The organism is Komagataeibacter rhaeticus (genome assembly GCF_011611525.1).
Classification (GTDB): Bacteria; Pseudomonadota; Alphaproteobacteria; order Acetobacterales; family Acetobacteraceae; genus Komagataeibacter; species Komagataeibacter rhaeticus.
The window spans coordinates 859,329-884,138 of sequence record NZ_CP050139.1; the positions used below are offsets into that span (position 1 = coordinate 859,329).

A 24,810-nucleotide genomic window follows, 5' to 3' on the forward strand; every position below is an offset into this window, starting at 1 on the left:
CGGTCAGGAGCGCTTGAAAAGGGTGGCGAGGGCGGCAAAGGGGCTGTCGGGCCGCGTGGCGCGGGCCGACGTGACCGGCGGTGGTCTGCCAGCCTTGCGGCGCGGGGCACGGGTCGTGTTGTCCTTCCGGTTCTCTCCTGTTCGGGGCTGGAACCGGATCATGAGGGGGGCTGGCGGGCCGTAACTGTCAGCCGCCATGGGCCGGGGGTGATAGACACGCATGTCCAGCCCCTTCATCAGGGCGGGCAGCATCTCGCGCCGCACGCCCAGGCGCGATGCCAGCAGCGCGGGCAGGGGTATGGGCGCATGGCGGGTCATGCGCGCCAGTTCCAGGATGAACTTCTCCGCGATATCCAGCCTGATGCGCACCGGCCCCGCGTCCAGCCAGCCCATCCGGTCCAGAAAGGGGGCGGGCAGGGCATCGGGTGCCAGGGTGATGCGGCTCATGGCGGGCAGGGGCGGGCAGGCCATGTTCAGGCTGATCGCCACCAGCCAGCCGCGCAGCCGCAGCGGGCGTTCCTTCAGGATCGCGGGCATGAACAGGCTGTAATGCCCGACCCGTATGCCAAGCTGGCGCAGGCGGCGGAGCATGTCGGGGCGGGGGCGCTCGCCACGGGGCAGGGGGGCGATGCCCGCGCCTTCCACCAGGCGGTGGACGAGTCCCCTCAGCTCGGGTGTGCCGGCCACGGCAGCCTGCACGGCAAACAGGGGGGCAAGATGTTCATGCACCACCTGGCTGATCCATGACTGCAGCCGGCCCCGGATGCGCTCGCGCTGGGCATTGTCCAGCAACGGATTGTCGAGCACCTGCGGGCGCGGCGAAAGGATTGTGCTGCCCGGCTGCATGCGGGCAATCGGCATGCCCTGCCATATGACATGCGTGCCATCGGCGGAGAAGGCGAACTGCCGGTCATCATCCCCCACCAGCAGGGCCACGCGGCGTGGTATCTCGCTGCGCACCGCCCGACGCGCCGCGCGCATGAGCAGGCGGCCATCCTCCGCATCCGTATGGTCGCCCGCAATCAGGTCCAGCCCGGCAATCCGCCCGACCTCGTGGCCTTCGACCACCACATTGCCCTGCGCGGTCACGGCAGAAAGCAGGCTATCATGCCCGCCTTCATCCAGCCTGCGGATAAGGGTGGTGGCGCGGCGGTCGACAAAGCGGGCGGTCAGCTGTTCGTGCAGGATATCGGACAGGCGGTCCTCTGCCTCCCGCGTGCGGGCCTGCCAGTGCGCGGCATTGGTGATCCATCCGGTACGGGCCGCGACGTAGCTGCATACCCTTATGCCCGCCAGCCGCTGCATCAGGCTGTCTATGGTGCCTTCGGTCTGGAAGAAATGGGTGATCTGGTTTTCCATCCACGCGGCGGGGATGCGGCCATCGGTCATGAGATGGGTAAAGATACGGCCACACAGGCGGATATGGCTGTCATCCCCCAGCTTGCGGAAATCGGGGATCTGGCAGCTTTCCCACAAAAGCCGCGTCGCCGCGCGGGAATGGATCAGCGGGCGGATCTCGGTGCTTGCCGCCAGGGCCGACAGGGCCAGTACGTCGCTGGCCTCATGCCCCGCCACCAGTTCCGGCCGGGGGGAAGCCTGGTTGAGGCTGGCCAGAAGGGCCGGGGCGGACGAGAAATCAAGCGTGCTGTTACGCCATGCCAGGCGGGTCAGCGGGTCGAAGCGGTGTTCCTCCACCGCTTCGGCCAGTTCTTCATGGAGGGGCGGGCAGGTGCCGGTGGTGCCAAACGTGCCATCGCGCAGGCCACGCCCGGCACGGCCCGCCACCTGGGCTATTTCCCCCGCGTTGAGCGGGCGCACCCGCGTGCCATCGAATTTGGACAGGCTGGCAAAGGCCACATGGTTCACATCCATGTTCAGCCCCATGCCGATGGCGTCGGTCGCAACCAGGTAATCGACTTCCTTTTCCTGATAAAGGGCAACCTGCGCATTGCGCGTACGCGGTGAAAGCTGGCCCATGACAATGGCGCACCCACCCCGCCTGCGGCGCAGCAGTTCGGCAATGGCGTAAACTTCACTGGCGGAAAAGGCGACAATGGCCGAACGCGGCGGCAGGCGCGTCAGCTTGCAGCCCCCGGCATGGGTCAGTTGCGACAGGCGGGGCCGGTGTTCGATCTCGATGCCCGGCACCAGCCTGCGGATCAGGTTGCGGATGGTGTCGGCACCCAGGAACATCGTCTCCGCCGTGCCGCGCGCATGCAGCAGGCGGTCGGTAAAGATATGGCCCCGGTCGGGATCGGCGCAGAGCTGGATTTCGTCCACCGCCACGAATTCCACCCGCCGGTCCAGCGGCATGGCTTCCACCGTGCATGAAAACCAGCGGGCATTGGGGGGAACGATCTTTTCCTCACCCGTTATCAGGGCCACGGCCTGCGCGCCCTTGCGGGCCACCATGCGGTCATAGTTCTCGCGCGCCAGCAGCCGTAGCGGGAAACCGATGATGCCCGAGCCATGTGACAGCAGGCGTTCTATGGCCAGATGGGTCTTTCCGGTATTGGTCGGGCCGAGTACGGCCCGCACCGTCGTGTCGGAAGGGAGGCCGGAACCCTGCCCGGCCGCTGCGCGATAGGGGCCACCAGTGCCCTTGGGTACACCCGTCATGTCCCCATGCTCCGGCCAAGTGGCCGCAAATGCAAGCAAAACAGCATGCGGGCCAGCCGGGGTGTTGCGTTGGCGCAAAGCCGGACGCACCCTGCCTGATATAAAGCCATGCACGAAGGGACGTTCGATGAACAGCTTGCAAGGACAGGACAGTCTGGTCGCCGCCGATCATGTGGGGCATGAGCCGGTAGGGGTGGTGCATGCCATCCGCCCCGGCATGCTGGGTGAACTGGCCGCGCTGGTGGGGGAAGGGGCGGCCCGCTTTGCCACGCAGGCCGGGTTTGTCGCCCGGCATGGCCAGATCCAGCTGCTGCCGGGGGCCGATGGCACGGTTGCCACCGCCCTGCTGGGCATGGGGGATGAAGTGGAAGGGGCCGACCCGTTCGTATTCGGCGCGTTGCCCGACTCGCTGCCCGCCGGGCTGTGGCGGGTCAGCGCCCCGGCGGAGGTGGCAGCGGGCGACATCGCGCTTGGCTTCTGCCTTGGCGCCTATCGGATGCCGGCATTCGGGCGGGAAAACGCGCCCGCCGCCCCGGCGGCGCGGCTGGTGGTGGGGGCGGAGGGGCATGGCGCCAGCCAGATGGCGCAGTGCATGAACCTGGCCCGCTCGCTCATCAACACGCCCCCCAACCTCATGGGGCCGGATGATCTGGCAGCGGCGGCGGAAGCGGCCCTGCTGCCACTGGGGGCGCATGTCTCGGTGCTGCGTGGTGCCCGCCTGGCGCAGGATTTCCCGACCGTGCGGCATGTGGGCATGGGATCGGAGCGCGCGCCCTGCGTGGTGGAAGCACACTGGCAGGGCAGCACCGCCACGGATGATGCCCCGCTTCTTTCACTGGCGGGCAAGGGCGTGTGTTTTGATACGGGTGGCTACGACCTCAAGCCGCCAGCCGGCATGCTGCGGATGAAAAAGGACATGGGGGGCGCTGCCATCATGCTCGGGCTGGCGCGCCTGATCATGCTGCGTGACCTGCCCGTCAGGCTGGAACTGCGGCTGGGCTGCGTGGAAAACAGCGTATCCGGTCATGCCATGCGCCCGTCCGACGTGGTGCGGACGCGCGCGGGGCTGACGGTGGAAATCGGCAATACCGATGCGGAGGGCAGACTCGTGCTGTGCGACCTGCTGCACGCGGCCTGCGCGCGCCAGCCCGACCTGCTGGTTGACGCGGCCACCCTGACCGGCGCGGCCCGCGTGGCCCTTGGCCCGGATGTTCCAGCCCTGTTCAGCAACAATGCGGAAACGGGTGCCGCTTTCGTTGCCGCGGGCATGGCCTGTGGCGACCCGCTGTGGCGGCTGCCGCTATGGCCGGGCTACCGGAAATGGCTGCGCAGTCCGGTGGCAGACCTGAACAATATTTCATCCAAACCGATGGCCGGGGCCATTACGGCGGCCCTTTTTCTGGAGAATTTTGTCAAAACTGATGTGCGCTGGGTTCATATCGACACCTACGGATGGAATGATTCTGCACGGCCTGGCAAACCGGAAGGTGGAGAAAGTCTTGGTTTAAGAGCGACTTACGAAGGGATATTAAAAATATTTAATATCGAGGACAGAATGCACCACTAAAGAAACAATGCCGGATGCGAACTAATTTGCTTGCTGCGACTTATATATGCCGTAAATGCCAATTATATAGGCAGTAGCAAACGACATCATTCCAGGTCCGGCCCGATTCCCGCACTTGCGCGGGCAGGGAGCCGGACCTGACATTCGACAGAGGATTTCAACCGATGGTCAAGGCATCACAGACTAATCAGGACCAGACGATTAACGCCCTGCGCGACACCATTGTCGCCATGGTCCGCCGCGACGGGCTGGATCTTTCGGCACGCCAGCTGGCCGTGTTCCTGACCTGCTATCTCACCAATGACGAGCAGACGGTCCGCGGTCTTGCTGCAGAGCTGAACGTGTCCAAGCCCGCCATCACCCGTGCGCTGGACCGGCTGCAGGCGCTGTTCCTGGTGCGCCGCGTGCAGGACCAGATGGACCGCCGTTCCGTGCTGATCCGCTACACGCCCAAGGGCAAGGCCTACCTGCGTGAGCTGTGCAAGATCGTGACCGAGACCGCAACCGCGATCCAGGAAAAGGAAGCCGCCCCGGCCCGCAGGCCGCAGCGTGTGCGCGGGGTCGAGGAACTGCGCCGCGCGGGCTGAGTTATCTGCGGGTCAATATTGCACCCAAGGATGGAAAGGGTCTGATCCCATGCTTATGTCACGCCGTCTGGCTGTTCTCGCACTCGTCCTGGCTCCGCTGGCCGGTCTTCCCCACGCCGCCATGGCCGAGGAGTCCACGCTTGGCACGCCGTCGGGCGAGGTGACCATGAAGTTCAAGTCGCTTGATATCGGCGTTGGTCACACATGGGGCACGGGCAAGCTCGTGTTCCAGCACCATACCTATCGTTTCAGGATCGAAGGCGGGTCACTGGCGGCGGTGGGGTATGCCAACATCAAGGGACATGGCACGGTCTATAACCTGACCCGGGTCAAGGATTTCGAGGGAAGCTACGCCGCCGTCAACGGTGATGTGACGGCGGGGACCGGCATCGGGGCCGTACTGCTCAACAATCCGGCGGGCGTGCGTATCCGGCTTGATACATCCAGTTCCGGCGGTCGTCTGGCCGCCGCGGCACAGGGCATGAAGATTACCCTGACCAAATAAATACGATCCACTGTCGGCTGCACGGACAGGGGAATGGCCAGCAGGCCGTTCCCCTGTTCCTTTTGCTACCAGTGCAGCCCGGGCGTGCGGCGCACAAGCCGGGCCACGACCACGGTCCAGGCCAGTTGCAGGCACAGCAGCACGCCAAGGGACATGGCCGGGCGCGCGCCATGCAGGCCCACCACCATGGCCGCCAGCGCGCCGCACAGTGTCGCCCCCCATGCCTGAAGCGTGACAAAGGGGGCGGGCAGGCCCGCGCGATGGGCCATCTGGTAGACATGTTCACGATGCGCCTGCATGACGGGCCGCCGCAGCCACGCCCGGCGCAGCAGGGTCAGGCCCACATCGGCCAGCAGGCCACACAGCATGAGCGGCATGAGCGCCGTCCCGTGCGCCAGCCGGGGCATGGTGGCCATGTGCAGCCCCAGCGCGCCCAGCACCAGCCCGCAGCACTGGCTGCCCACATCCCCCATGAACAGCCGGGCATGGGGAAAGTTGAAGGGCAGGAAGCCCGCTATGCCCGCCGCCAGCAGCAGTGCGGTGCCCCATGTCTCCACGCCGCCCTGCGCCATCAGGCAGAGTGCCGCTGTGGCAAGGGCCGCGATAAGCGTGCAGCCACTGGCCAGTCCGTTCAGCCCGTCCATGAAATTCAGCACGTTGCACAGCATGACCAGCCACAGCATGCGCCATGCCAGCCCCGGCAGGGTTACGCCGTGCCCTGACGCCGCCATGCCGCCCCATGCCACCAGCATGCCCGCGGCGCATTGTGCCCCCAGCTTCCACAGCGGCGGCATGGGGCGCATGTCGTCACGCCAGCTGAACAGGCCCAGCCATGCGGTTGCGGCCAGCAGTGTCACGTCCCCCACATCGGGATGGTGGTGGAACATGCGCTGCAGCAGCGGCACGCCAATGACGAAAACGGTCAGGATGGCCAGTCCCCCGCCCTTGGGCACGGGGGCGGCATGCGCACTGCGGCTGCCCGGATAATCCATGACATGCAGCCCGATGACCCGGCGCGACAGCAGTGCCGCCACGGCAGCGGCACCCACCAGCAGCGCGGCGGCGAGGGCGGCCCCGTCATGCGTGGAAGGCGGTGGCGTCATGAAAGCACGGTGCGGTGCATGATCTCTCCTTCTTGCCCCTGCCCTGCTCGGCTATAGGGAGAGAGTAATGGTGACGCAATCCTCCGGCAGCCGTTCTCTTGCCTCATGCCTGCGCATGACACGGACCATAGCGGTAAACAGCGCCCTTGATGTGATCATGGGGGCCGTGGCGGCCCTTGGGGCGGTTGGCCTGTGCGGTCACGCGCCCGGGGGCTGGCCGCTATGGGGCGTGGCCGGGCTGGGACTGGGCGGCATTGCGGCGGGGGGACTGCCGTTTCGCATTTTCGTACAGCACTGGCGCTTTGCCGGGCGGTCGGATTTCTGGCGGCTGGGCTGCGCCTGCGTGCTGGCGGGCGTACTGGTCATGGGGGTGCTGGCGGCAGCGGGCGACAGGGGGGTCGGGGCCGCGTCTTGGTGCGTCAGCTACGGCATGGCGGCCTTCGTGTGCATGGCGGCCACGCGGGCGGCCTACCAGCGCTGGCGGCAGGCAGGCCCGCGTACCGGGCGGGTGGGCTGCCCCGTGATCGTGCTGGGTAGTGAGGCCGACACCACGCGGTTCCTGAAGCTCATGCCCGCCATGGCGGGGCGTGTCGTGGGCATGGTGGTGGAAAGCCGCCAGCGCAGGCCGGGGCGGCGGGTGCGCGGCGTGCCGGTTCTGGGGCAGGTGACGGAACTGCGCCGTATCGTTTCCACCATGGCGCGGGATGGTGACGTGCTGCTGGTCGTGGCGGACGGGCGCTTCAGGGGGGAGCGGCTTTCCGGTGTGCTGCGGATGGTGCAGGATACGGGTGCCCGCGTGCGCTGCATGCCCGACCTGTCGGGTATTGCCGGGGGGCAGGCGGGCCCCTTGCATCCGGTCCGGCTGGCGGACCTGCTCAACCGCCCGGCCCTGCTGCCCGATGCGCAGGGACTGGCTGGCCTGCTGGGGGGCAGGCGCGTGCTGATTACCGGGGCGGGTGGCACGATCGGCAGTGAACTGGCCCGCCAGATTGCCCGCCACCGCCCCGCTGAACTGGTGCTGCTGGATGTGGGGGAGTTCGCGCTGTGGCAGGTGGACATAGACCTGGCGGAAAACGCGCCGGAGCCGGCACGCCATCTGGTGCTGGCCGATATTCGTGATCCTGCCCGCATGGAACGGGTTTTTGCCCGTTTCCAGCCGGAACTGGTCTTTCACGCCGCCGCGCTGAAACATGTTCCCATGGTGGAGGAAAACCCCTGCGAGGGCCTGCTGACCAACGCGACGGGCACCCGTATCGTGGCCGATATCGCCGCCCGGCATGGGGCGCGGGCGATGGTGCTGGTCTCGACGGACAAGGCGGTCAATCCCGCTTCGGTCATGGGGGCGTCCAAGCGGGTGGCGGAAATGTACTGTCAGGCACTGGACGTACAGGCCTGCAACATGACGGATGGCGCCACCGGCATGCGCTGCGTCAGCGTGCGGTTTGGCAATGTCATGGGATCGACCGGATCGGTCATCCCGCTGTTCCGCCACCAGCTGGAGCGTGGTGGCCCGCTTACGGTCACCGATCCGCGCATGGAGCGGTATTTCATGACCGTGTCCGAAGCGGTGGGGCTGGTCCTGCAGGCCACGGCCTGTGGCACGGGGGTGCAGGCCACGGGGCTTGCCGCCCCGCTGCGCCGGGGGGGGGTGTTCGTGCTGGACATGGGCACGCCGGTCAGGATCGTGGATCTGGCACGCCAGATGATCGTGCTGGCCGGGCTGCGGCCGGGGCGTGACATCGACATCCGTTTCACGGGCCTGCGACCGGGCGAAAAGCTGACGGAAGACCTGTTTTACAAAAAGGAAATCCTGCAGCCCACCGGCTATCCCGGCCTGCGGATGGCAACGCCGCGTACGGTGGACCTTGCGCAGGTCGCCAATATCATGGATGCACTTACAGTGGCATGCCGGGATGGTGATGGCGCCCGTGCGCTGGATCTGGTCCGGAGGCTTGTACCCGAATTTGCCCATAACCCGCATGGCATGGACATGCCCGACCCGGCGGGGCAGATCGATGTGGAAAGGAATGCATCATGAACGCTCCGGTGGAGACACCCATAGGTTTTCTGAACCTGCCCCAGCAGCAGAGCCTGATCGCCAAGGAAATCAGGCAGCGTGTCGATGCGGTCATGCAGCACTGCCGCTTTGTCATGGGTCCTGAAGTCGCGGAACTGGAGGGGCGGCTGGCCAGCTACAGCGGTGCCGCGCAGTGTGTTGGCGTGTCATCGGGCACGGACGCCATCCAGATCGTGCTGATGGCGGAGGGAATCGGCGCGGGCGATGCCGTGTTCCTGCCCGCCTTCACCTATACCGCCACGGCGGAGGTGCCGCTGGTGCTGGGCGCAACCCCGGTATTCGTGGATGTGGACCCCGCTACTTTCCAGATCGACCCCGCCAGCCTGCGCAGCCGCATCGCCGACGTGCGCAGGGCGGGCAGGCTGCGCCCGCGCGCGGTGATCGGGGTGGACCTGTTCGGCCAGCCCGCGCCGTGGGCGGAACTGCGCGCGATCGCGGCGGAGGAGAAGCTGTTCCTGATGGCGGATTGCGCCCAGGGTTTTGGTGCCACGCTGGGCGGCCGCAGGCTGGGGCGTGAGGCGGTGGCGACCACGCTGTCCTTCTTCCCCTCCAAGCCGCTGGGGGCCTATGGCGATGCGGGCGGCATCCTGACCGATGACCCGGCGCGCGCCGAACTTTACCGCTCGCTGCGCACGCATGGCGAAGGCAGGACCCGCTACGAAGTCCTGCGCACCGGCATGAACGCACGGCTTGATACGATCCAGGCCGCCATCCTGCTGGCCAAGCTGGATGTGTTCGACATGGAGCTTGAACGCCGGCGCGAAATCGCCGCGGCCTATGACCGTGGCCTTGCAGGCCATGTCATCCCGCCCGCCCGCGTGCCGGACAGCCACGGGTCGTGGTCGGTCTATTCCGTACTGACGAAGGGGGAAGACGCGCGCGCCGCATTGCAGGACAGGCTGAAGGGGCACAACATCGCCTCGGCCATCTACTATCCGCGCCCGCTGCACCAGCAGCCTGCCTACAGGGCCAGCCATGACGGGGCGGCCCTGCCCGTGGCCGAGGACCTGTCGCGCCGCATCATGGCGCTGCCGCTGCATCCTGAACTGTCGGATAACGACGTAGGCCGGATTATCGCGGCCGTGTGCGAGTCCTGAGGGAGATCATACGACAATGAGACGCGAGACAGCGTTGCTGATCGGGTTCCTGTTCATTACCATCGGTACGGCGGCGGGGCTGTGGTACATGGCCATGCCCAATTTCCGCCCGATGAGCTTTCCCACCATGGAAAGCGGCACCATTTCAATCGGCCCGATGCGCGCGGAGCGCCCGCTGACCGCAGCCCAGGTCCATGCGCTCAATGACTGGATGCAGGCCCATACCAAGGGCTGGGGCCCGTTGGGCCAGACGCCGCCTTCCAGCGGGGATGCCGTGCTGGAAATGCAGGTGGCGCCGCCTGCCGGCCAGCAGCCGCAGGCAGGGGGGCAGCCCGCTCCCTACCGTATCACGCTCTGGACCGGCATCAGTGCGGCGGACTGGAACAATACCGTGTTCGTGGAGGAAAAGCCGGGCGCCGTCATCCGCTTCCATCACTACAAGGACAAGGATTTCAACGCGCTGCGTGATCTGGTCAACCAGTATGACTATCCCCGGTCCGCTTTCCCATGAGCCTTGTGCCACACAGCACGGCCGGGCTGATCTTTGACTGTGATGGCACGCTGGTCGACAGCCTGCCCATGTACCGTGAGGGCTGGATCGCGGCGCTGGAGGACAGCCTGCGCCAGAACGTGCCGCTGGAGTGGTTCCATGGCCATGGTGGCATGTCGGAGCACATGGTGCTTGACATCATCGAGGAAAAGCTGGGCCGCGGCGTGGACCGCGAGGGCATCATAACTCGGGCGCGCGATGGCATGCTCCAGCAGTTGCATGCGCTGCGCGAGATCACGGTGGTGGCGGATATTGCCCGCCATTACCATGGTCGCCTGCCCATGGCGGTGGCATCCAACGGGTCGCGGCGGATCGTTTCGGCCTGCCTGCGCCATCTGGGGCTGGAACGGCTGTTTGACGCCATCATCACCATAGATGACGTGGAAAACCCCAAGCCCGCGCCGGACATGTTCCTGCTGGCGGCGGGCAGGCTGGCGCTTGAACCTGGTGCCTGCCTGGTGTTCGAGGACAGCCGCGAGGGCATGCTGGCCGCCACCCGCGCGGGCATGGCGCATGTGGATGTGAATACCCTGCTGGCCGGATAGGGATAACCGGACCGGGTCCACTTCGTCCGCCCGAAATATATCGACACCGGCGGGGGCAGTGCACCGGGGCTGTGGCCTGGCTACAGCCCCCGGGTATGATCGGGGGCATGGTCAGGAATGGGCATGCGGCCCCTGAGGCAGATGTCTGCCTGCGCTTTTCATAAATAATATAGACAATGTGGTCTTATAATGTGCTAGGGCAGGCATACCCTGCCTATATGGAAACATCCGGCTACAGGAATCGGAATGTGACAGAGACGCCTTCCACCTTTAAGTTAGTCCTGTTCTACCTGCTGTTGGGGGTCATGTTTCAGGTATTCATCTTTGGATTACCTGGTATTCAATACATAACGTTCCATACGTTTCTGCATGTCGTGCTCTGGCCACTGTTTGTGGCGTACTATTTTGTCATCGCGGCTCTGGCACTCGCGGGAATCTGGATAATCGCCGGAATTATCTACTTTTTTATGGTCATCTGCACTCCTCGCGATCCCCGTTACCGGAGGTATGATGACTGGTCATGATCCTGCATATGAAATCCCGGAAAACGGGGAATGCCAGCTTTTTTGAGAATACATGAAGAGGCCGGACAGAACAGGATGACACTGCCATCCATCCGGACCGGGACATCGCTGGTCATGGGCTTTCGACCAGCAGTTCCGGTAGGGTCAAAGTTTTTGGGATCGTTTTTTTAAACGGCCCCAAAAACGCTCGTTCATGATCAATCCATTATCGTGAAACGGTCTTCAGACCCGCTCGTCTTCCTTCAGTTCCGGGGTGGCGCGGTCCGCCACCGCCAGCAGGGCGGCGGTGAGGGGAGATGCCAGGATAAGCCCCGGAATGCCAAGGATGGTACCAAAGATCGTCTGTGACAGGATGGTCAGCCCGGGCGGCATCTGCACGGCGTGGCGCTGGATCAGGGGCGCCATGACATTGCCTTCAAAGAACTGGATGGCGGCATAAAGCCCCATCACCATGAACCCCTCCCGCGTGCCCTGCGAGAGCGCGATGAGCACGGCGGGCACGGCGCCCACGAACGCGCCGATATAGGGGATGAAGTTGGCCAGCCCCGCCACAACCCCCAGCGCCAGCGCCAGCGGCACGCCAATGCACCACAGCCCGATGAAGGACAGCAGCCCCACCACGGTCATGTCCAGTGCCTGCCCCGCCGTCCAGGCCCACAGGGTGCGCCCCGCCGTAAGCAGCAGTTCGCGCGCCGTCATGCGGTAGGGATGGGGCACCATGCGCAGCATGCCGTTGACATACAGTTCGGGCGAGATGGCGAAATACAGCCCCGCGATCAGGATGACCGCCAGCGTGCCCGCCGCCCCGAAGGCGGAGGAGACGAAGCCCGTCATGGACCCGGCCAGCGAACCGAAGCCGCTATTGCCCGATGTGGCTTCATTGCCGCCCAGTGTGGTGGGCAGGTTGTCCAGGATCATGCGCCCGGTGGAGGAATCGCCCATGCCGTTACGCAGGTTGTGGGCCTGTTCGCTCAGGGCGGTGCGCAGCTTGACCGCCTGTTCCGAGATTTCGGGGCCGCTGCTCCAGATCAGTCCGGTCAGGGCACCGATCAGCACGACCACCACGGCGCCCAGTGCCAGCCAGTAGGGCATGTGCGTGCGGCGTTCCACAATGCCGGCAAGATTGTGCAGGATAACGGCGACAAGGGTCGCGGCGAAGATGACCATGAGTACATCGCCCACCACCCAGATCAGCATGACCACGATGGTGATGGCCAGCGTCAGGCGCAGCAGGGCATAGATACGGGCAAGCTGTACGGCGCGGGGATCCCCGGAATGGTTTTTTTCCGTGCCGTGTCCGGACTCCGGTGGGACGTGGGAAGGGGCCGAAGGGGATGAGAGTGTCATCTAAATGTCCATATGGTGGGCATGAAACGGGTTGTGCCGTGCGTGAATGCAGGCACAGATGGAACCACGATAACGTTTGGCACGAAGCCTGGGTCGCGCCGGGCCGGACTGCAATGCGGGGCCATGCCGCCCCATTACGCATGACAGGGCCGGCCCCGCACTGACCTGCAAGCCGTAAGCCAATCCTTACTGCCACGAAAGGGCGGATATGTGACCAGTCCTGACATGCCTTCCGGCCCCGCGGGCCGCCGCCCGCTGGTGGGCCATGCCGGGCTGGCGCTGGCCGTCGCCACCTTTGCCATTGGCACGGGGGAGTTCGCGCTGATGGCCGTGCTGCCCGACATGGCGCGTACGCTTGGCGTATCGGTGCCGGTGGCGGGGCATGTCATAAGCGCGTACGCGCTGGGGGTGGTGGTGGGCGCGCCGCTCATCACCATTATGGGGGCCGGGCTGTCGCGGCGCAGGCTGCTGCTGGCGCTACAGGTTCTGTTCATTATGGGCAACGCGGCCTCCGTCCTGGCGCCAGGATACCGCTCACTGGTTTACGCACGGTTCATGACCGGACTGCCACATGGGGCCTTTTACGGCGTGGCTGCCCTGATCATGGCCGCCATGGCGGACCCCGCGCGCCGGGGACGCGCGGTGGCGGGGGTGTTCGTCGGGCTGACGGTGGCCCATGTGGTGGGGGTGCCGCTGACCACATGGGGCGGGCAGGTGCTGGGCTGGCGGGCGATGTACGGGGTCATCACGCTCATGGGCGTGGTGGCGCTGGGCCTGCTGGCGCGCAACGTGCCCGAAATGGCGGCGGGACCCGCCAGTTCGCCCCTGCGCGAACTGGGCGTGCTGAAGCGGGGGCCGTTGTGGTTCACGCTGGCCACAGGGGCTATCGGCTTTGGCGGCATGTTCTGCATCGGCTCCTACATGACCGGGGTGCTGCTTACGGTCACCCATGTGCCGGCAGGGGTGGTGCCGCTGGCGCAGTCGCTATGGGGCGTGGGCATGGTCGCGGGCAATATCGCGGGCAGCAGGCTGGTTGATGCCAGCCCCGTGCGGGCGATCGCGGTGATCCTGGCGGGCAGCACGCTCATGTCCTGCCTGTTTGCGCTGTGTGCGGGCAATATGGTGGCGATCCTGCTGGTGATCAGCCTTATGGGCGGCATCATCGGGCTGCTGCCCGCGTTGCAGGCGCGGCTTATGGATGTGGCGGCGGATGCACAGGTGCTGGCCGCCGCCCTGAACCATTCCGCCGTCAATATCGCCAATGCCTTCGGGGCGTGGCTGGGGGGCGCTGTGATTGCGGCGGGTTACGGCATGCAGTCGGTCGGATGGGCAGCAGCCTGCCTGTCAGCTACCGGGCTTGCGGTGTTCGGGCTGGGCATACTGGTCCAGCGATCCGGGCTGCGGCGCCTGCCAGCCTGACAGAAAAACGAAAAGACGTTTTTGGTAAAGCTTTTTTCAAGAAGCTTCAGGGAACGTCGCCTTTCTGGAAAAAAGGCGACACCCAAAAACTTTTATTACATTTCACTCCGCGCTGGCAGCTTCCAGTTCCGTCTCCGCCTCCAGCCAGTCTTCTTCCGCCCTGTCATGTTCGCGCGCGATGGCGGCAAGCCGGGTGTTGAGTGCCGTGACATCCTCCGCCCTGCCGCTTTCATACAGCTTGGGGTCCGCCAGACGGGCTTCCAGCTTCGCACGCTCGGCTACCAGGCGGGCCATGAGCTGTTCGGCGTCGCGGATGCGCTTGCGCAGGGGGGCCGTGGCCTTGCGGGCTTCGGCGCGTTCGCGGCGGTCGTCACGCCTGGGGGCGGCGGCGGGGCGTGCGGGATCACTGTTCGAGACCGCGCGGGCGCGTTCGGTCAGCCATGTGCGGTATTCCGCCATGTCGCCCTCAAACGGGCGCACCGTGCCGTCCCCCACCAGCCACAGCCGGTCGGCCACCAGTTCCACCAGATGCGGGTCATGGCTGATCAGCAGGACCGCGCCCTCGAATTCCGCCAGCGCCCGGATCAGCGCATCCCGCGCGTCAAGGTCAAGGTGGTTGGTGGGTTCATCCAGGATCAGCAGGTGCGGCGCGTCCCGCGTGGCCAGTGCCAGCAGCAGGCGGGCCTTCTCGCCGCCTGACAGGTCGCGGGTGGGGGTTTCGGCCCGTTCCGCATCCAGCCCGAAGCGGGCCAGCTGCGCGCGCACGGCAGGCGGCGTGGCACCGGGCAGGGCACGGGCCATGTGGTCTACCGGGGTTTCGTCCGGGCGCAGTTCCTCGGCCTGGTGTTGGGCAAAATAGCCCACCTTCAGCTTCGGACTGTGCTGCATCGTGCCCGATTGCGGGGCAAGCCTGCCCGCCACCAGCTTGGCGAAGGTGGATTTACCGTTGCCGTTCGCACCCAGCAGGGCAATCCGGTCCTCCATGTCGATGCGCAGTGACAGGTTGGACAGGATGGTGTGATCGCCATACCCGGCCGAGACCCGCTCCATGGTCAGCATGGGCGGCGGCAGGGCGGAGGGTTCGGGGAAGGCGAAGTGGCTGGGCGTATCCTCCACCACGCTGTCAATCTGCGGCAGTTTTTCCAGCGCCTTGATGCGGGCCTGCGCCTGCTTTGCCTTGGTGGCCTTGGCGCGGAAGCGGTCAACGAAGGACTGCATGTGCGCGCGCCGGGCGTTGATGCGCTCGGCCATGCGGGCCTGCTGCAGCGCCTGTTCGGTGCGGATGCGCACGAACTCCTCGTACCCGCCCGGCGTCAGGGTCAGCTTGCCGCGGTCCAGATGGGCGATGGCATCGACCGCGCGGTCCAGCAGGCCCCGGTCGTGGCTGACGATCAGCGCCGCCCCCGCAAAGCGGGCCAGCCAGTTTTCCAGCCAGATCGTGGCTTCAAGATCAAGGTGGTTGGTCGGCTCATCCAGCAGGAGCAGGTCGGGGTTGAGGAACAGTGCCGTGGCAAGGGCCACGCGCATGCGCCACCCGCCCGAAAAATCCGATACCGGGCGCGCCTGTGCTTCCGTGCTGAACCCCAGCCCGGACAGGATGGCCGCCGCCCGCGCCGGGGCGCTATGGGCGTCGATGGCCAGCAGGCGCTCGTGAATGTCGGCCACGCGGGCGGGGTCGGCGCAGGTTTCGGATTCGGCCAGCAGGCTGGTGCGTTCGGTATCACCCGCCAGCACCGTATCCAGCAGGGAGCCAAGGCCGGTGGGCGCTTCCTGCCTGATGCGTGCCATGCGGGCGCGGGCGGAAAGGTGGATCGTGCCGCCATCGGGCGCGATATCGCCTGCGATGGCGGCCAGAAGCGTGGATTTCCCGGCCCCGTTGCGGCCGACAAGGCCGATCTTGCGACCCGGGTCAATGCTCAGGCTGGCACCATCAAGCAGGGTGCGGCCGGCAATGCGCAGGGTCAGGTCGGTTATGACGAGCAGGCTCACGGGGGAAAACTCCGGCAATATGGGGGACATGGCTGGTTTCGTGCGGGTTGTACCTACCAGTCCGCGGCGATATGCTCTAGATGGCCCTTGTAGGGCGATGTCGGGTCATCTCCAATGCCGCCCCGTGCATTTCAGTATCTGTTTGAAAGGAGCTGTCCCATGGCAGTCGAACGTACCCTCTCCATCATCAAGCCCGATGCGACCCGCCGTAACCTGACCGGCAAGATCAATGCCGTGTTCGAAGGCAATGGCCTGCGCATCGTTGCCCAGAAGCGCATCCAGCTGACGAAGGCGACCGCGGGCGCTTTCTATGAAGTGCACAAGGAGCGTCCGTTCTACAACGACCTCGTGTCCTTCATGATCTCCGGCCCGGTCGTGGTGCAGGTGCTGGAAGGCGAAGGCGCCGTGCTGAAGAACCGCGAAGTGATGGGTGCCACCGACCCCAAGAAGGCCGAGGCCCACACCATCCGCGCGCAGTTTGCCGAAAGCATCGAGGCGAACTCCGTCCACGGTTCCGACAGCCTGGAAAACGCGAAGAACGAAATCGCCTTCTTCTTCGCCGGCACCGAAATCCTGCCCTGATCCTTACGGGTCATGGTGGCGGGGGCTTTTGTCCCCGCCAATGGAAAAGCCAGCCTTCGGGCTGGCTTTTTTCATGCCCGGAGGCTGTCTGAACAATTGGCCCTGGCACCATCATGCCCGTCACAAGGCAGTTTCTGGTAAAGCTTTTTTCAGAAAGCCCGGAACGCTTCAGGGAACGCCGCCTTTTTGAAAAAAGTCAGCACCCGAAAACGTTTACGGATCAGGGATCAGACCGACAGCAGGCAGTCTGACGTGGCGGCGGCGGGTGCCGCGTCGGGCGCCAGCACGCGGTGCAGGGCGGCGGGATACAGGCGATGTTCCTGCCGCAACACGCGCGCGCCCAGCATATCGGGCGTGTCATCGGCCAGGACGGGCACCGCCGCCTGCCCGATGATGGGGCCTTCATCCATGCCTTCGGTCACCCAGTGCACGGTGCAGCCATGGATGCGGCTGCCCGCTTCCAGCGCGCGTTCATGCGTGTGCAGGCCGGGGAAGGCGGGCAGCAGGCTGGGATGGATGTTGAGCATCCGCCCGCGCCATGCCGTGGTCAGGAACGGGGTAAGCAGGCGCATGTATCCCGCAAGGCAGACATAGTCCACGCCCGCCGCGCGCAGGGCGGCATCCAGTGCGCGCTCATGCGCCGCCCGGTCCTTTTTATAGGGGCGGTGGTCGATGGCCTGCGCTGTCAGGCCCGCAGCCCGCGCCACGTCCAGCCCCGGCGCGTCGGGGTTGTTGCTGAGTACCAGGGCAATGCGGGCCGGGTAGTCGGGGCGGGCGCACGATTCGATCAGCGCGCGCATGTTGCTGCCGCGCCCGCTGATCAGGATGGCGATGGGTGTCTTGTGCTGCACGGCCGGATCAGTCACGCAGTTCGGGCAGTTCGTCAAACGCCAGCGTGGCCGGGCTGTCCGCGCTTTCGCCCGCCACGATCGAGCCGATCACGAAGGCCTGCTGGCCACGTTCGGCCAGATGGGCAAGGGCCGCGGCGCTGTCGCGCACCACCAGCACCATGCCGATGCCGCAGTTGAACACGCGCAGCATTTCCTCGGTCGTGACATTGCCGGTGCTGGCCAGCCAGCTGAACACGGGCGGGATGGGCCAGCTCGTGCCATCCACCACGGCGCACACACCCTTGGGCAGCACGCGCGGCAGGTTGCCCGGCAGGCCGCCGCCCGTAATATGGGCCGCCCCCACCAGCAGCCCCGCATGATGCAGGTCCAGCACGGGATGGACGTACAGCGTGGTGGGCGTCATCAGCGCCTCGCCCAGTGTCTGGCCTTCGGCGAAGGGGCAGGGCGCGTCCCAGCCCAGCCCGCTGCGGGTGACGATGCTGCGCACGAGCGAGAAGCCATTGGAATGCACACCGGCAGAGGGCAGGCCGATCAGCGTGTCACCGGGCTGGATGGTGCCGGGCAGCAGCGCCGTGCGTTCCGCCGCCCCGACCGAGAAACCGGCCAGGTCGTAATGGCCCGTGGCATACATGCCCGGCATTTCCGCCGTCTCGCCGCCCACCAGCGCGCAGCCGGAGTCGGCACAGCCTTTTGCAATGCCGCGCACCACCTTGGCCGCATCCTCGACCGCCAGCCTGCCGGTGGCGAAATAGTCCAGGAAGAACAGCGGTGTCGCACCCTGCACCACCAGGTCGTTCACGCACATGGCCACAAGGTCGATGCCCACGGTCTCATGCAGCCCGCTTTCGATCGCGATCATGAGCTTGGTGCCCACCCCATCGGTGCAGGAGACAAGGATGGGGTCGGCAAAGCCCGCCGCCTTCAGGTCGAACAGCGCGCCAAATCCGCCCAGCCCCCCCATCGTGCCGGGACGGTCCGTGGCCTTTGCCGCGGGCTTGATCACTTCGACAAGCGCGTCACCGGCGGCAATGTCCACCCCGGCATCGCGGTAGGTGGCGGGCGTGGTATCGGCGGGGGCAACGGGCGGGCGGGGGGCGGACGTCATGCGGCGGGCCTTTTTTCGTAATCAAACTATCACTTCCCCGGACTCCCGCGGGCAGGCTATGAAAACCGCCATATGGAACCGGGGCCAAACGGACTTCCGGCTCTCTTTACGTCATGGCGGGGCTACGCACAAAGCAGTGGATGGGCGCACGAAGCTGAAAACGGATGAAAACACGGTTGCCGGGGCGATCGGGCAGCTGGTGTTGCCGTTTGCCCACACGCCGCGCTTTGCCGCCAGTGACTTCGTGTTTTCCGCCTCCAACGCCGCCGCCCGCAGCTGGCTGCTCGGTCCCACCCCGTGGCCCGAACGCAGGCTGGCGCTGTGGGGGCCGGCGGGCACCGGCAAGACCCATATGCTCGATATCTGGGCGCGGCGGCATGAGGCCCTTCTCCTGCACGGCGGCAGCCTGACGCATGCGCATGTCGCGGCCCTGTTTGCCGCGCGTGGCGGGCGCAGGCCACCCATGGCCATGGCGCTGGACGGGGCGGACATGTGCGGTGACGAGCATGCGCTGCTGCACCTGCTCAACAGCGCGCGGGAACAGGGCATGGCCGTGCTGCTGGGCGCGCGCACGCCACCGGCGCGCTGGCCGGTCATCCTGCCCGATCTGGCCAGCAGGCTGCGCGCGACCATGGCCGTGGCCGTGGGCCAGCCGGGGGACGGGCTGCTGCGCGTGCTGCTGCTGCGCCTGCTGGCGGAACGGCAGATCGTGGTGGCCCAGCCGGTGGTGGAATGGCTGCTGCGCCGCCTGCCGCGTACCGCGCGCGCCATGCAGGCCGCCGTGCGCCGGCTTGATCACGCGGCCCTGGCCACGGGGCGCCCCGTCACCCGCGCGCTGGCGGCAAGCGTGCTGTCCGACATGCTGGCGGGGGCCGGGGATACGCCGCCCGGTCCCGGTCCCTGAACGGCGTGCCGGCATCCATGCTCTGGCCAGGACCCGCATGGCTCTTTAGGGTCGATTGCAACAAACATAATGCCACCGCCGAACGGGAGCTTGAAACCAGTGACCAGACCGCCACGCAAGTCCGCAGCCAAGCCCGCACCGGCCCCGCGTGCCCGTACGCGCAGCCGCAAGCCTGCCAGCACGGGGCGGCAGATGGTGGTGCGTGAACCCGTGATGCCGCTGCCCGATGCCACGTCGCCCCAGCGGTTCATCAACCGGGAACTGTCGTGGCTCGATTTCAACCAGCGCGTGGTGGATGAGGCCGACAATCCCCGCAACCCGCTGCTGGAGCGGGTGCGCTTCCTGTCGATCAGCGCCAGCAACCTTGATGAATTCTACTCCGTGCGTGTGGCGGGGCTGGTGGGACAGGTGCGCGAGGGGCTGGTCAAGACCTCGCCCGATGGCCTGACCCCCCAGCAGCAGCTGGCCGCCGTGCGTGAGCGGACCGGCAGGCTGCTGTATGAACAGCAGCGCATCTGGCGCGACCTGCAGCGCGAGCTGGAAGGGGCGGGCATCGTGCTGTGTGACGAGGTCTCGTTTACCGCCGAGGAACAGGCCTGGCTGGAAAGCTGCTTCATGGAGCGGGTATTCCCCGTCCTGACCCCGCTGGCCATAGACCCCGCCCATCCGCTGCCCTTCATTCCCAACATGGGCATTGCGCAGGCGCTGCGGCTGCTCAATGCCGAGACCGGGCAGTTCGTGATGGAGGCGCTGATCCTGCTGCCCGCGCGCATCGAGCGCTTCATCCGGCTGCCGGCAAGCCTGTCGCCCCCCGGTGTGACGCGCTTCATCCTGCTTGAACGCCTGATTGTCATGTGCATCGACCGCCTGTTCCCCGGCCTGGTGGCGGGGGACTGGGGGGTGATGCGCATCGTGCGCGACACGGACGTGGAGTTCGAGGACGAGGCCGAGGATCTGGTCCGCTCGTACGAAAGCGCGCTCAAGCGGCGCAGGCGCGGGGTGGTGATCCATCTCGATATCGAATCCCGCATGCCCGAGGACCTGGCCCGCTCCATGGCCGAAGGGCTGGCCCCGCCTCCCGATGAGGTATCCGTCCAGTCCGGGCTGATCGGGGTGGTGGACCTCAAGCAGCTGATCGTCGATGACCGGCCGGACCTGCTGTTCCCGCCCTACACCCCGCGTTTTCCCGAACGGATTGTCGATTGCGGCGGTGACTGCTTTGCCGCCATCCGCGCGCGTGACATGATCGTGCATCACCCCTTCGAGAGTTTTGACGTGGTGGTGCAGTTCCTGCGGCAGGCAGCGCTTGACCCCGCCGTGGTGGCGATCAAGCAGACGCTGTACCGCACGTCGCGCGACAGCCCGATCGTCAAGGCGCTGATCGAGGCGGCGGAGGCGGGCAAGGCCGTGACCGCCATGGTCGAACTGCGCGCACGCTTCGATGAGGAGGCGAACATCCGCCTCGCGCGTGCGCTGGAGGCGGCGGGCGTGCAGGTGGTCTTTGGTTTTTCCGACCTCAAGACCCATGCCAAGCTCAGCCTTGTGGTGCGGCGCGAGGGGGGGGCACTGCGGTCCTATGCCCATTTCGGCACCGGCAACTACCATCCCATCACGGCGCGCATCTATACCGACCTGTCCTACTTCACCTGCAATCCCGAACTGGTGCGGGACTCGGCACGGCTGTTCAACTACATGACCGGCTATGCCGTGCCCGCCCGGATGGAGGCGATCGCGTTTTCCCCCGTCACGATCCGCCGCACGCTGGAGGAACTGATCGCGGGCGAGATCGCGCATGCGCAGGCGGGCCGGCCTGCGCATATCTGGCTGAAAATGAACTCGCTGGTGGACCCCGACCTGATCGACCGGCTGTACGCAGCTTCCTGCGCCGGGGTGCGCATCGTGGCGGTGGTGCGCGGCATCTGCTGCCTGCGCCCCGGTGTTCCGGGGCTTTCGGAAAACATCAGGATCAAGTCCATCGTCGGCCGCTTCCTTGAACACGCGCGCATCTATGCCTTTGGTGACGGGCACCGCCTGCCTTCCCGGCAGGCGAAGCTCTATATTTCCTCGGCGGACTGGATGCAGCGCAACATGGACTGGCGGGTGGAAAGCATGGTGCCCATGCTGGACCCGCAGATCCATGCCCGCGTGCTGGACCAGATCATGGTCATTGACCTGAAGGACAACCTGCAGTCATGGATCCTGCAGCGCAACGGCGTGTGGCGCAGGCTGGAGCCGGGACGCAGGCCGTTTTCATCGCATGAATATTTCATGGAGCATCCGGGGCCGATGGGGCGCGGCACGGCGGCGGGGGATGCCCCCATCCGGGTCAGCGCCTCCCAGCCATGGCATACGGAACAGAATATTGAGGACTGAGGGCAACGGCATGGATGGCGCGCGCATGGCATGGGGGACAGGCAGCATATGGGGCCGGATGTGACGGGTAATGGTGGGTTTCACCGCTCGGCGGTCATAGACCTGGGGTCGAATTCCGTCCGCCTTGTGGTGTTTGACGGCATTTCGCGCAATCCGGCCCCCATCTTCAACGAAAAGGTGGTCCTGCGCCTGGGCCGGGGGCTGAACGCCACGGGGCGGCTGAACGAGGAAGCCGTGCCGCTGGCCATGGAAGTCATGGCCCGCTTCAACGCCATTGCGCGCGGGATGGAGGCCAGCCCCTTCGAGGTACTGGCCACCGCCGCCGTGCGCGATGCCTCCAACGGGCCGGAATTCGTGGCGGGCCTGCGCGCGCGCCTGCCCGGCGTGCCGATCCGCATCCTGAGCGGGGAGGAGGAAGCCGACTACTCCGCCACCGGCGTGCTGTGCGGCATACCGGACGCCAACGGGCTGGTGGCCGATATCGGTGGTGGCTCGCTGGAACTGATCCGGCTGGAGAACGGGCGCAAGCGCAATGCCTGCACGCTGCCGCTGGGGGTGATCCGGCTTAATGACCGGGCTGATGGCGACCTGGCCCGCGCCCGCGCGCTGGTGGATGAGGACCTGTCCCGCGTGGACTGGCTGGATGACGTGCAGGGGCAGGACATCTATCTGGTGGGCGGCGCCTTCCGCGCGCTGGCACGCCTGCAGATCGCGCGCACGGCCTATCCGCTCAACATCGTCCATCTTTACAGCCTGCCGCCCGAAACCGCGCGTGAGATGGCGGACTGGATCATCGGGGCCGGCCGGCGTTCGCTTGAACGCCTGCCCGGCGTGCCGCGCAAGCGGCTGGAGGATACGCCCTATGCCGCGACCGTGCTGCGCCGCCTCATGCGGCGCACGCAGTCGCGCGGGGTGGTGTTCTGTGTCGATGGCCTGCGGGAAGGGTGGTACATGCGCAATGTCGCCGCTTCGGTCGCGGCCAATGACCCGCAGGACGCGGTGGCGCATGAAATGTGCCGCATGCTGGGCCGCAGCATGACCCTGCCGGGTCGGCTGGCGGACTGGACCGCCCCGCTTTTCGTGCAGGAGGATGAGGACGCCCGGCGCCTGCGCCATGTGGCCTGCGGCCTGTCGGATGTGGGCGCGCATGACCACCCGGAATACCGCGCCGAACAGACCTATCTGCGCATCCTGCGCCTGCAGGGCGTGGGCTTTACCCATCCGGCGCGGGCTTTCCTGTCGCTTACGCTGGCGGTGCGGTACGGGGCTGACCTGTCGATGGATTACCTGCAACCCTCACGGCTGCTGCTCGACCCGATGCGTTTTGGCCATGCCGTGGCGCTGGGGCAGGCCCTGCGGCTGGCCTACAGTGTCAGCGGCGGGACCGAGGCGCTGCTGGATGGCACGCGGCTGGAGTGTGAAGGCGGCGTCCTGTCGCTGCATTTCGCCCCGGGGCGGGACGTGGTGCAGGGGGAAAGCGTGCGCCGCAGGCTTGAGCGCCTGGGGGCGGCGCTGGGCCTGTCCGTCAAGATCCGCGATCACTAGCGGCATGGGCGCGCGGCACGGGGTGGTGCGTGACCTGCTGCTGGTGCGTGGCGGCATGGTGGTGACGGGGCAGGCCTCGCTGCGGGTGGATGTGCTGTGTGGCGGCATGGGCGAGATGCTGGCCGTCGGGCCGGATCTGGACATACCGGCTGGCTGCACGGTGGTCGATGCCGGTGGCCTGCTGGTCATGCCCGGCGGGGTTGACCCGCATACCGCCATCGGCGCGGATGAAGCCGGTTTTGCCCGTACGGCCGAGGCCCTTGCGGGGGGCACCACCACCATACTCGATACCCTGTACCCGCTGGGTGCTTCATTGGACGATGCATGGCGCGCATGGTGGCATGCGGCGGCGCGTTCACGGGTCGATGTGGGGGTGCACATGGCGCTGCCCGCAGCCAGCCCCGATGTGCTGCAGGGCATGGACGTGCTGGTGGCGCGCAGGGGGGTCAACGCCTTTCACCTGTCCATGGCCGACGGGCTGTCCGACCGCGCCATCCTGCAACTGGCCGGCCACGCCGCCGCCTGTGGCGCGCTATGCCGGATCGAGGCGCAGAACGCGCAGGCCGTGGCCTATCTGCGCGCGGAACTGGCGCGGGCGGGCATTACGGGGGGCGAGGCCTGCCTGCTCAGCGCGCCCCCGCCGGTCGAGGCCGAGGCCACGGGCCGTGCCCTCATGCTGGCGGGGCTGAAGGGCGCGCCGGTGCAGGTCGGCCCGGTTTCCACCACGGGGGCCGTAGCCTGCCTGGCCGCCGCCCGCCTGAACGGCCAGCGCGTGGAGGGGCATGTGCTGGCCCCCCATCTGGTGGTGGACGAGACGGCCCATGACGCCGATGCGGCCGGGGGTGGTGCCGCCTGGACCAGCCTGCCGCCCTTTCGTGACGGCACGCACCGGCGTGCGCTGTGGGGGGCACTGGCGTGTGGCACCATCGGCATGGTGGCCAGCGGGTTCCGCCCGGTGGGCCGGCCGGGCAATGGCCTGCCCGGTGGCCTGGCGGAACGCATGCGCGTGGTCTGGCGGCATGGCGTGCAGGCAGGGCTGCTGGGGGCGGAGGAATTCGTGGCCGTGACCGCGCAGGCGGCGGCGCGTGCCTTCAACATCTATCCACGCAAGGGGGCCATCATGCCCGGCGCTGATGCCGATCTGGTGCTGTGGGACCCCGATGCTCAGGAAACCAGCCCCCACGGCCCCGGTACCCCCTATGGCGGGATCATGCTGGGTGGCCGCGCGGTGCAGGTGATCCGGGGCGGGGTTACGGTGTGGAAGGACAACCGGCTGTATGATGACGGCTGTTACGGGACCTATGTGCCGTGCCCGGCCTTCCGCTCCGGCCTGTCGGTGGAACTGCGCGAGGCGGCCCGCCTGTCCCTGCGCGATGGCTGATCCCGGACAGGGGCCACGCCATTCATTGCACCGGATGGCGATGGGTAACCCATGGGTCCGCGGGGGGGCGGGGGTTGCGTGACCTGCTGTAGATGTCTGCACGCCGGATGACGGGGGCTGGAGCGTTTTGTCCCGTGGCG

General features: G+C 66.7%; 20 protein-coding genes. 14 read left to right on the forward strand and 6 right to left on the reverse strand.

The window, feature by feature from the left end:
• Window positions 1-3 precede the first annotated feature (3 nt).
• Window positions 4-2,619, reverse strand: coding sequence for a helicase-related protein (locus GWK63_RS03995; RefSeq protein WP_039999383.1), 2,616 nt, complete (start codon window positions 2,617-2,619; stop codon window positions 4-6).
• A 127-nt stretch (window positions 2,620-2,746) separates the two neighbouring features.
• Between GWK63_RS03995 and GWK63_RS04000 the strand changes: the two genes are divergently transcribed.
• The 3 genes from GWK63_RS04000 to GWK63_RS04010 all read left to right on the forward strand — a co-directional run bounded on the left by GWK63_RS04000 (window position 2,747) and on the right by GWK63_RS04010 (window position 5,278).
• A complete protein-coding gene (locus tag GWK63_RS04000; RefSeq protein WP_039999385.1) occupies window positions 2,747-4,186 on the forward strand; it encodes a leucyl aminopeptidase family protein in 1,440 nt (479 codons plus the stop codon).
• Between the two features lie 164 nt (window positions 4,187-4,350).
• Entirely contained in the window at window positions 4,351-4,773 is a 423-nt protein-coding gene (locus GWK63_RS04005; protein ID WP_112209909.1) for a MarR family winged helix-turn-helix transcriptional regulator, read from the forward strand.
• Window positions 4,774-4,822: 49 nt separating this feature from the next.
• Window positions 4,823-5,278, forward strand: a complete 456-nt coding sequence (locus GWK63_RS04010; protein WP_007399272.1) for a hypothetical protein — start codon at window positions 4,823-4,825, stop codon at window positions 5,276-5,278.
• 65 nt (window positions 5,279-5,343) lie between these two features.
• Here GWK63_RS04010 and GWK63_RS04015 read toward each other — a convergent pair whose 3' ends face one another.
• Window positions 5,344-6,381 carry a glycosyltransferase family 4 protein gene (locus GWK63_RS04015; protein WP_007399273.1) on the reverse strand — a complete coding sequence of 346 codons (1,038 nt, stop codon included), beginning with the start codon at window positions 6,379-6,381 and terminating at the stop codon, window positions 5,344-5,346.
• A 67-nt stretch (window positions 6,382-6,448) separates the two neighbouring features.
• Between GWK63_RS04015 and GWK63_RS04020 the strand changes: the two genes are divergently transcribed.
• The 5 genes from GWK63_RS04020 to GWK63_RS04040 all read left to right on the forward strand — a co-directional run bounded on the left by GWK63_RS04020 (window position 6,449) and on the right by GWK63_RS04040 (window position 11,174).
• Complete coding sequence (locus tag GWK63_RS04020) at window positions 6,449-8,419, forward strand: polysaccharide biosynthesis protein (RefSeq protein WP_007399274.1); 1,971 nt, start codon at window positions 6,449-6,451, stop codon at window positions 8,417-8,419.
• Window positions 8,416-9,555 carry a DegT/DnrJ/EryC1/StrS family aminotransferase gene (locus tag GWK63_RS04025; RefSeq protein WP_034931541.1) on the forward strand — a complete coding sequence of 380 codons (1,140 nt, stop codon included), beginning with the start codon at window positions 8,416-8,418 and terminating at the stop codon, window positions 9,553-9,555. Before GWK63_RS04020 ends, GWK63_RS04025 begins: the two co-directional genes overlap by 4 nt.
• 16 nt (window positions 9,556-9,571) lie before the next feature.
• The gene (locus GWK63_RS04030; RefSeq protein ID WP_007399276.1) at window positions 9,572-10,066 is read left to right on the forward strand and encodes a hypothetical protein; all 495 of its coding nucleotides are present in this window, start codon (window positions 9,572-9,574) and stop codon (window positions 10,064-10,066) included.
• A complete protein-coding gene (locus GWK63_RS04035; RefSeq protein ID WP_007399277.1) occupies window positions 10,063-10,650 on the forward strand; it encodes an HAD family hydrolase in 588 nt (195 codons plus the stop codon). Before GWK63_RS04030 ends, GWK63_RS04035 begins: the two co-directional genes overlap by 4 nt.
• 248 nt (window positions 10,651-10,898) lie before the next feature.
• Complete coding sequence (locus GWK63_RS04040) at window positions 10,899-11,174, forward strand: hypothetical protein (protein WP_039999441.1); 276 nt, start codon at window positions 10,899-10,901, stop codon at window positions 11,172-11,174.
• Window positions 11,175-11,396: 222 nt separating this feature from the next.
• On the opposite strand, the gene GWK63_RS04045 is transcribed toward GWK63_RS04040, so the two are convergent.
• A complete protein-coding gene (locus tag GWK63_RS04045; RefSeq protein WP_007399280.1) occupies window positions 11,397-12,521 on the reverse strand; it encodes an AI-2E family transporter in 1,125 nt (374 codons plus the stop codon).
• Window positions 12,522-12,746: 225 nt separating this feature from the next.
• Between GWK63_RS04045 and GWK63_RS04050 the strand changes: the two genes are divergently transcribed.
• Window positions 12,747-13,940 carry an MFS transporter gene (locus GWK63_RS04050; RefSeq protein WP_172459702.1) on the forward strand — a complete coding sequence of 398 codons (1,194 nt, stop codon included), beginning with the start codon at window positions 12,747-12,749 and terminating at the stop codon, window positions 13,938-13,940.
• A 102-nt stretch (window positions 13,941-14,042) separates the two neighbouring features.
• Here the strand turns inward: GWK63_RS04050 and GWK63_RS04055 are convergent, their stop codons facing one another.
• Window positions 14,043-15,929 carry an ABC-F family ATP-binding cassette domain-containing protein gene (locus GWK63_RS04055; RefSeq protein ID WP_039999387.1) on the reverse strand — a complete coding sequence of 629 codons (1,887 nt, stop codon included), beginning with the start codon at window positions 15,927-15,929 and terminating at the stop codon, window positions 14,043-14,045.
• A gap of 159 nt (window positions 15,930-16,088) precedes the next feature.
• Here GWK63_RS04055 and ndk point away from each other — a divergent pair, with 159 nt between their 5' ends.
• Complete coding sequence (gene ndk, locus GWK63_RS04060; RefSeq protein WP_034931550.1) at window positions 16,089-16,511, forward strand: nucleoside-diphosphate kinase; 423 nt, start codon at window positions 16,089-16,091, stop codon at window positions 16,509-16,511.
• Between the two features lie 227 nt (window positions 16,512-16,738).
• On the opposite strand, the gene purN is transcribed toward ndk, so the two are convergent.
• Together purN and purM are read right to left on the reverse strand one after the other, a co-directional pair.
• The gene (purN, locus tag GWK63_RS04065) at window positions 16,739-17,311 is read right to left on the reverse strand and encodes a phosphoribosylglycinamide formyltransferase (RefSeq protein ID WP_237701103.1); all 573 of its coding nucleotides are present in this window, start codon (window positions 17,309-17,311) and stop codon (window positions 16,739-16,741) included.
• A 58-nt stretch (window positions 17,312-17,369) separates the two neighbouring features.
• Window positions 17,370-18,467, reverse strand: coding sequence for a phosphoribosylformylglycinamidine cyclo-ligase (gene purM, locus GWK63_RS04070; protein ID WP_007399287.1), 1,098 nt, complete (start codon window positions 18,465-18,467; stop codon window positions 17,370-17,372).
• 136 nt (window positions 18,468-18,603) lie between these two features.
• Between purM and GWK63_RS04075 the strand changes: the two genes are divergently transcribed.
• From GWK63_RS04075 to GWK63_RS04090, 4 genes are all read left to right on the forward strand, one after another.
• Entirely contained in the window at window positions 18,604-19,371 is a 768-nt protein-coding gene (locus GWK63_RS04075; RefSeq protein WP_007399288.1) for an HdaA/DnaA family protein, read from the forward strand.
• 69 nt (window positions 19,372-19,440) lie between these two features.
• Window positions 19,441-21,744, forward strand: coding sequence for an RNA degradosome polyphosphate kinase (locus GWK63_RS04080; RefSeq protein WP_371440450.1), 2,304 nt, complete (start codon window positions 19,441-19,443; stop codon window positions 21,742-21,744).
• Between the two features lie 48 nt (window positions 21,745-21,792).
• Window positions 21,793-23,289 (forward strand): Ppx/GppA family phosphatase, encoded by a 1,497-nt coding sequence (locus GWK63_RS04085; protein ID WP_007399291.1) that lies wholly within the window; start codon window positions 21,793-21,795, stop codon window positions 23,287-23,289.
• A gap of 4 nt (window positions 23,290-23,293) precedes the next feature.
• Window positions 23,294-24,670 carry an amidohydrolase family protein gene (locus GWK63_RS04090; RefSeq protein WP_007399292.1) on the forward strand — a complete coding sequence of 459 codons (1,377 nt, stop codon included), beginning with the start codon at window positions 23,294-23,296 and terminating at the stop codon, window positions 24,668-24,670.
• The last annotated feature ends 140 nt before the right edge of the window (window positions 24,671-24,810 follow it).

What these genes read in the sequence shown, in the direction of transcription:
- GWK63_RS03995 (WP_039999383.1), bottom strand. Translation starts at nt 2,619, where the DNA reads ATGACGGGTGTACCCAAGGGCACTGGTGGCCCCTATCGCGCAGCGGCC.
- GWK63_RS04000 (WP_039999385.1), top strand. Translation starts at nt 2,747, where the DNA reads ATGAACAGCTTGCAAGGACAGGACAGTCTGGTCGCCGCCGATCATGTG.
- GWK63_RS04005 (WP_112209909.1), top strand. Translation starts at nt 4,351, where the DNA reads ATGGTCAAGGCATCACAGACTAATCAGGACCAGACGATTAACGCCCTG.
- GWK63_RS04010 (WP_007399272.1), top strand. Translation starts at nt 4,823, where the DNA reads ATGCTTATGTCACGCCGTCTGGCTGTTCTCGCACTCGTCCTGGCTCCG.
- GWK63_RS04015 (WP_007399273.1), bottom strand. Translation starts at nt 6,381, where the DNA reads ATGACGCCACCGCCTTCCACGCATGACGGGGCCGCCCTCGCCGCCGCG.
- GWK63_RS04020 (WP_007399274.1), top strand. Translation starts at nt 6,449, where the DNA reads ATGGTGACGCAATCCTCCGGCAGCCGTTCTCTTGCCTCATGCCTGCGC.
- GWK63_RS04025 (WP_034931541.1), top strand. Translation starts at nt 8,416, where the DNA reads ATGAACGCTCCGGTGGAGACACCCATAGGTTTTCTGAACCTGCCCCAG.
- GWK63_RS04030 (WP_007399276.1), top strand. Translation starts at nt 9,572, where the DNA reads ATGAGACGCGAGACAGCGTTGCTGATCGGGTTCCTGTTCATTACCATC.
- GWK63_RS04035 (WP_007399277.1), top strand. Translation starts at nt 10,063, where the DNA reads ATGAGCCTTGTGCCACACAGCACGGCCGGGCTGATCTTTGACTGTGAT.
- GWK63_RS04045 (WP_007399280.1), bottom strand. Translation starts at nt 12,521, where the DNA reads ATGACACTCTCATCCCCTTCGGCCCCTTCCCACGTCCCACCGGAGTCC.
- GWK63_RS04050 (WP_172459702.1), top strand. Translation starts at nt 12,747, where the DNA reads ATGCCTTCCGGCCCCGCGGGCCGCCGCCCGCTGGTGGGCCATGCCGGG.
- ndk (WP_034931550.1), top strand. Translation starts at nt 16,089, where the DNA reads ATGGCAGTCGAACGTACCCTCTCCATCATCAAGCCCGATGCGACCCGC.
- purN (WP_237701103.1), bottom strand. Translation starts at nt 17,311, where the DNA reads ATGCGCGCGCTGATCGAATCGTGCGCCCGCCCCGACTACCCGGCCCGC.
- purM (WP_007399287.1), bottom strand. Translation starts at nt 18,467, where the DNA reads ATGACGTCCGCCCCCCGCCCGCCCGTTGCCCCCGCCGATACCACGCCC.
- GWK63_RS04080 (WP_371440450.1), top strand. Translation starts at nt 19,441, where the DNA reads ATGCCACCGCCGAACGGGAGCTTGAAACCAGTGACCAGACCGCCACGC.
- GWK63_RS04085 (WP_007399291.1), top strand. Translation starts at nt 21,793, where the DNA reads ATGGGGCCGGATGTGACGGGTAATGGTGGGTTTCACCGCTCGGCGGTC.
- GWK63_RS04090 (WP_007399292.1), top strand. Translation starts at nt 23,294, where the DNA reads ATGGGCGCGCGGCACGGGGTGGTGCGTGACCTGCTGCTGGTGCGTGGC.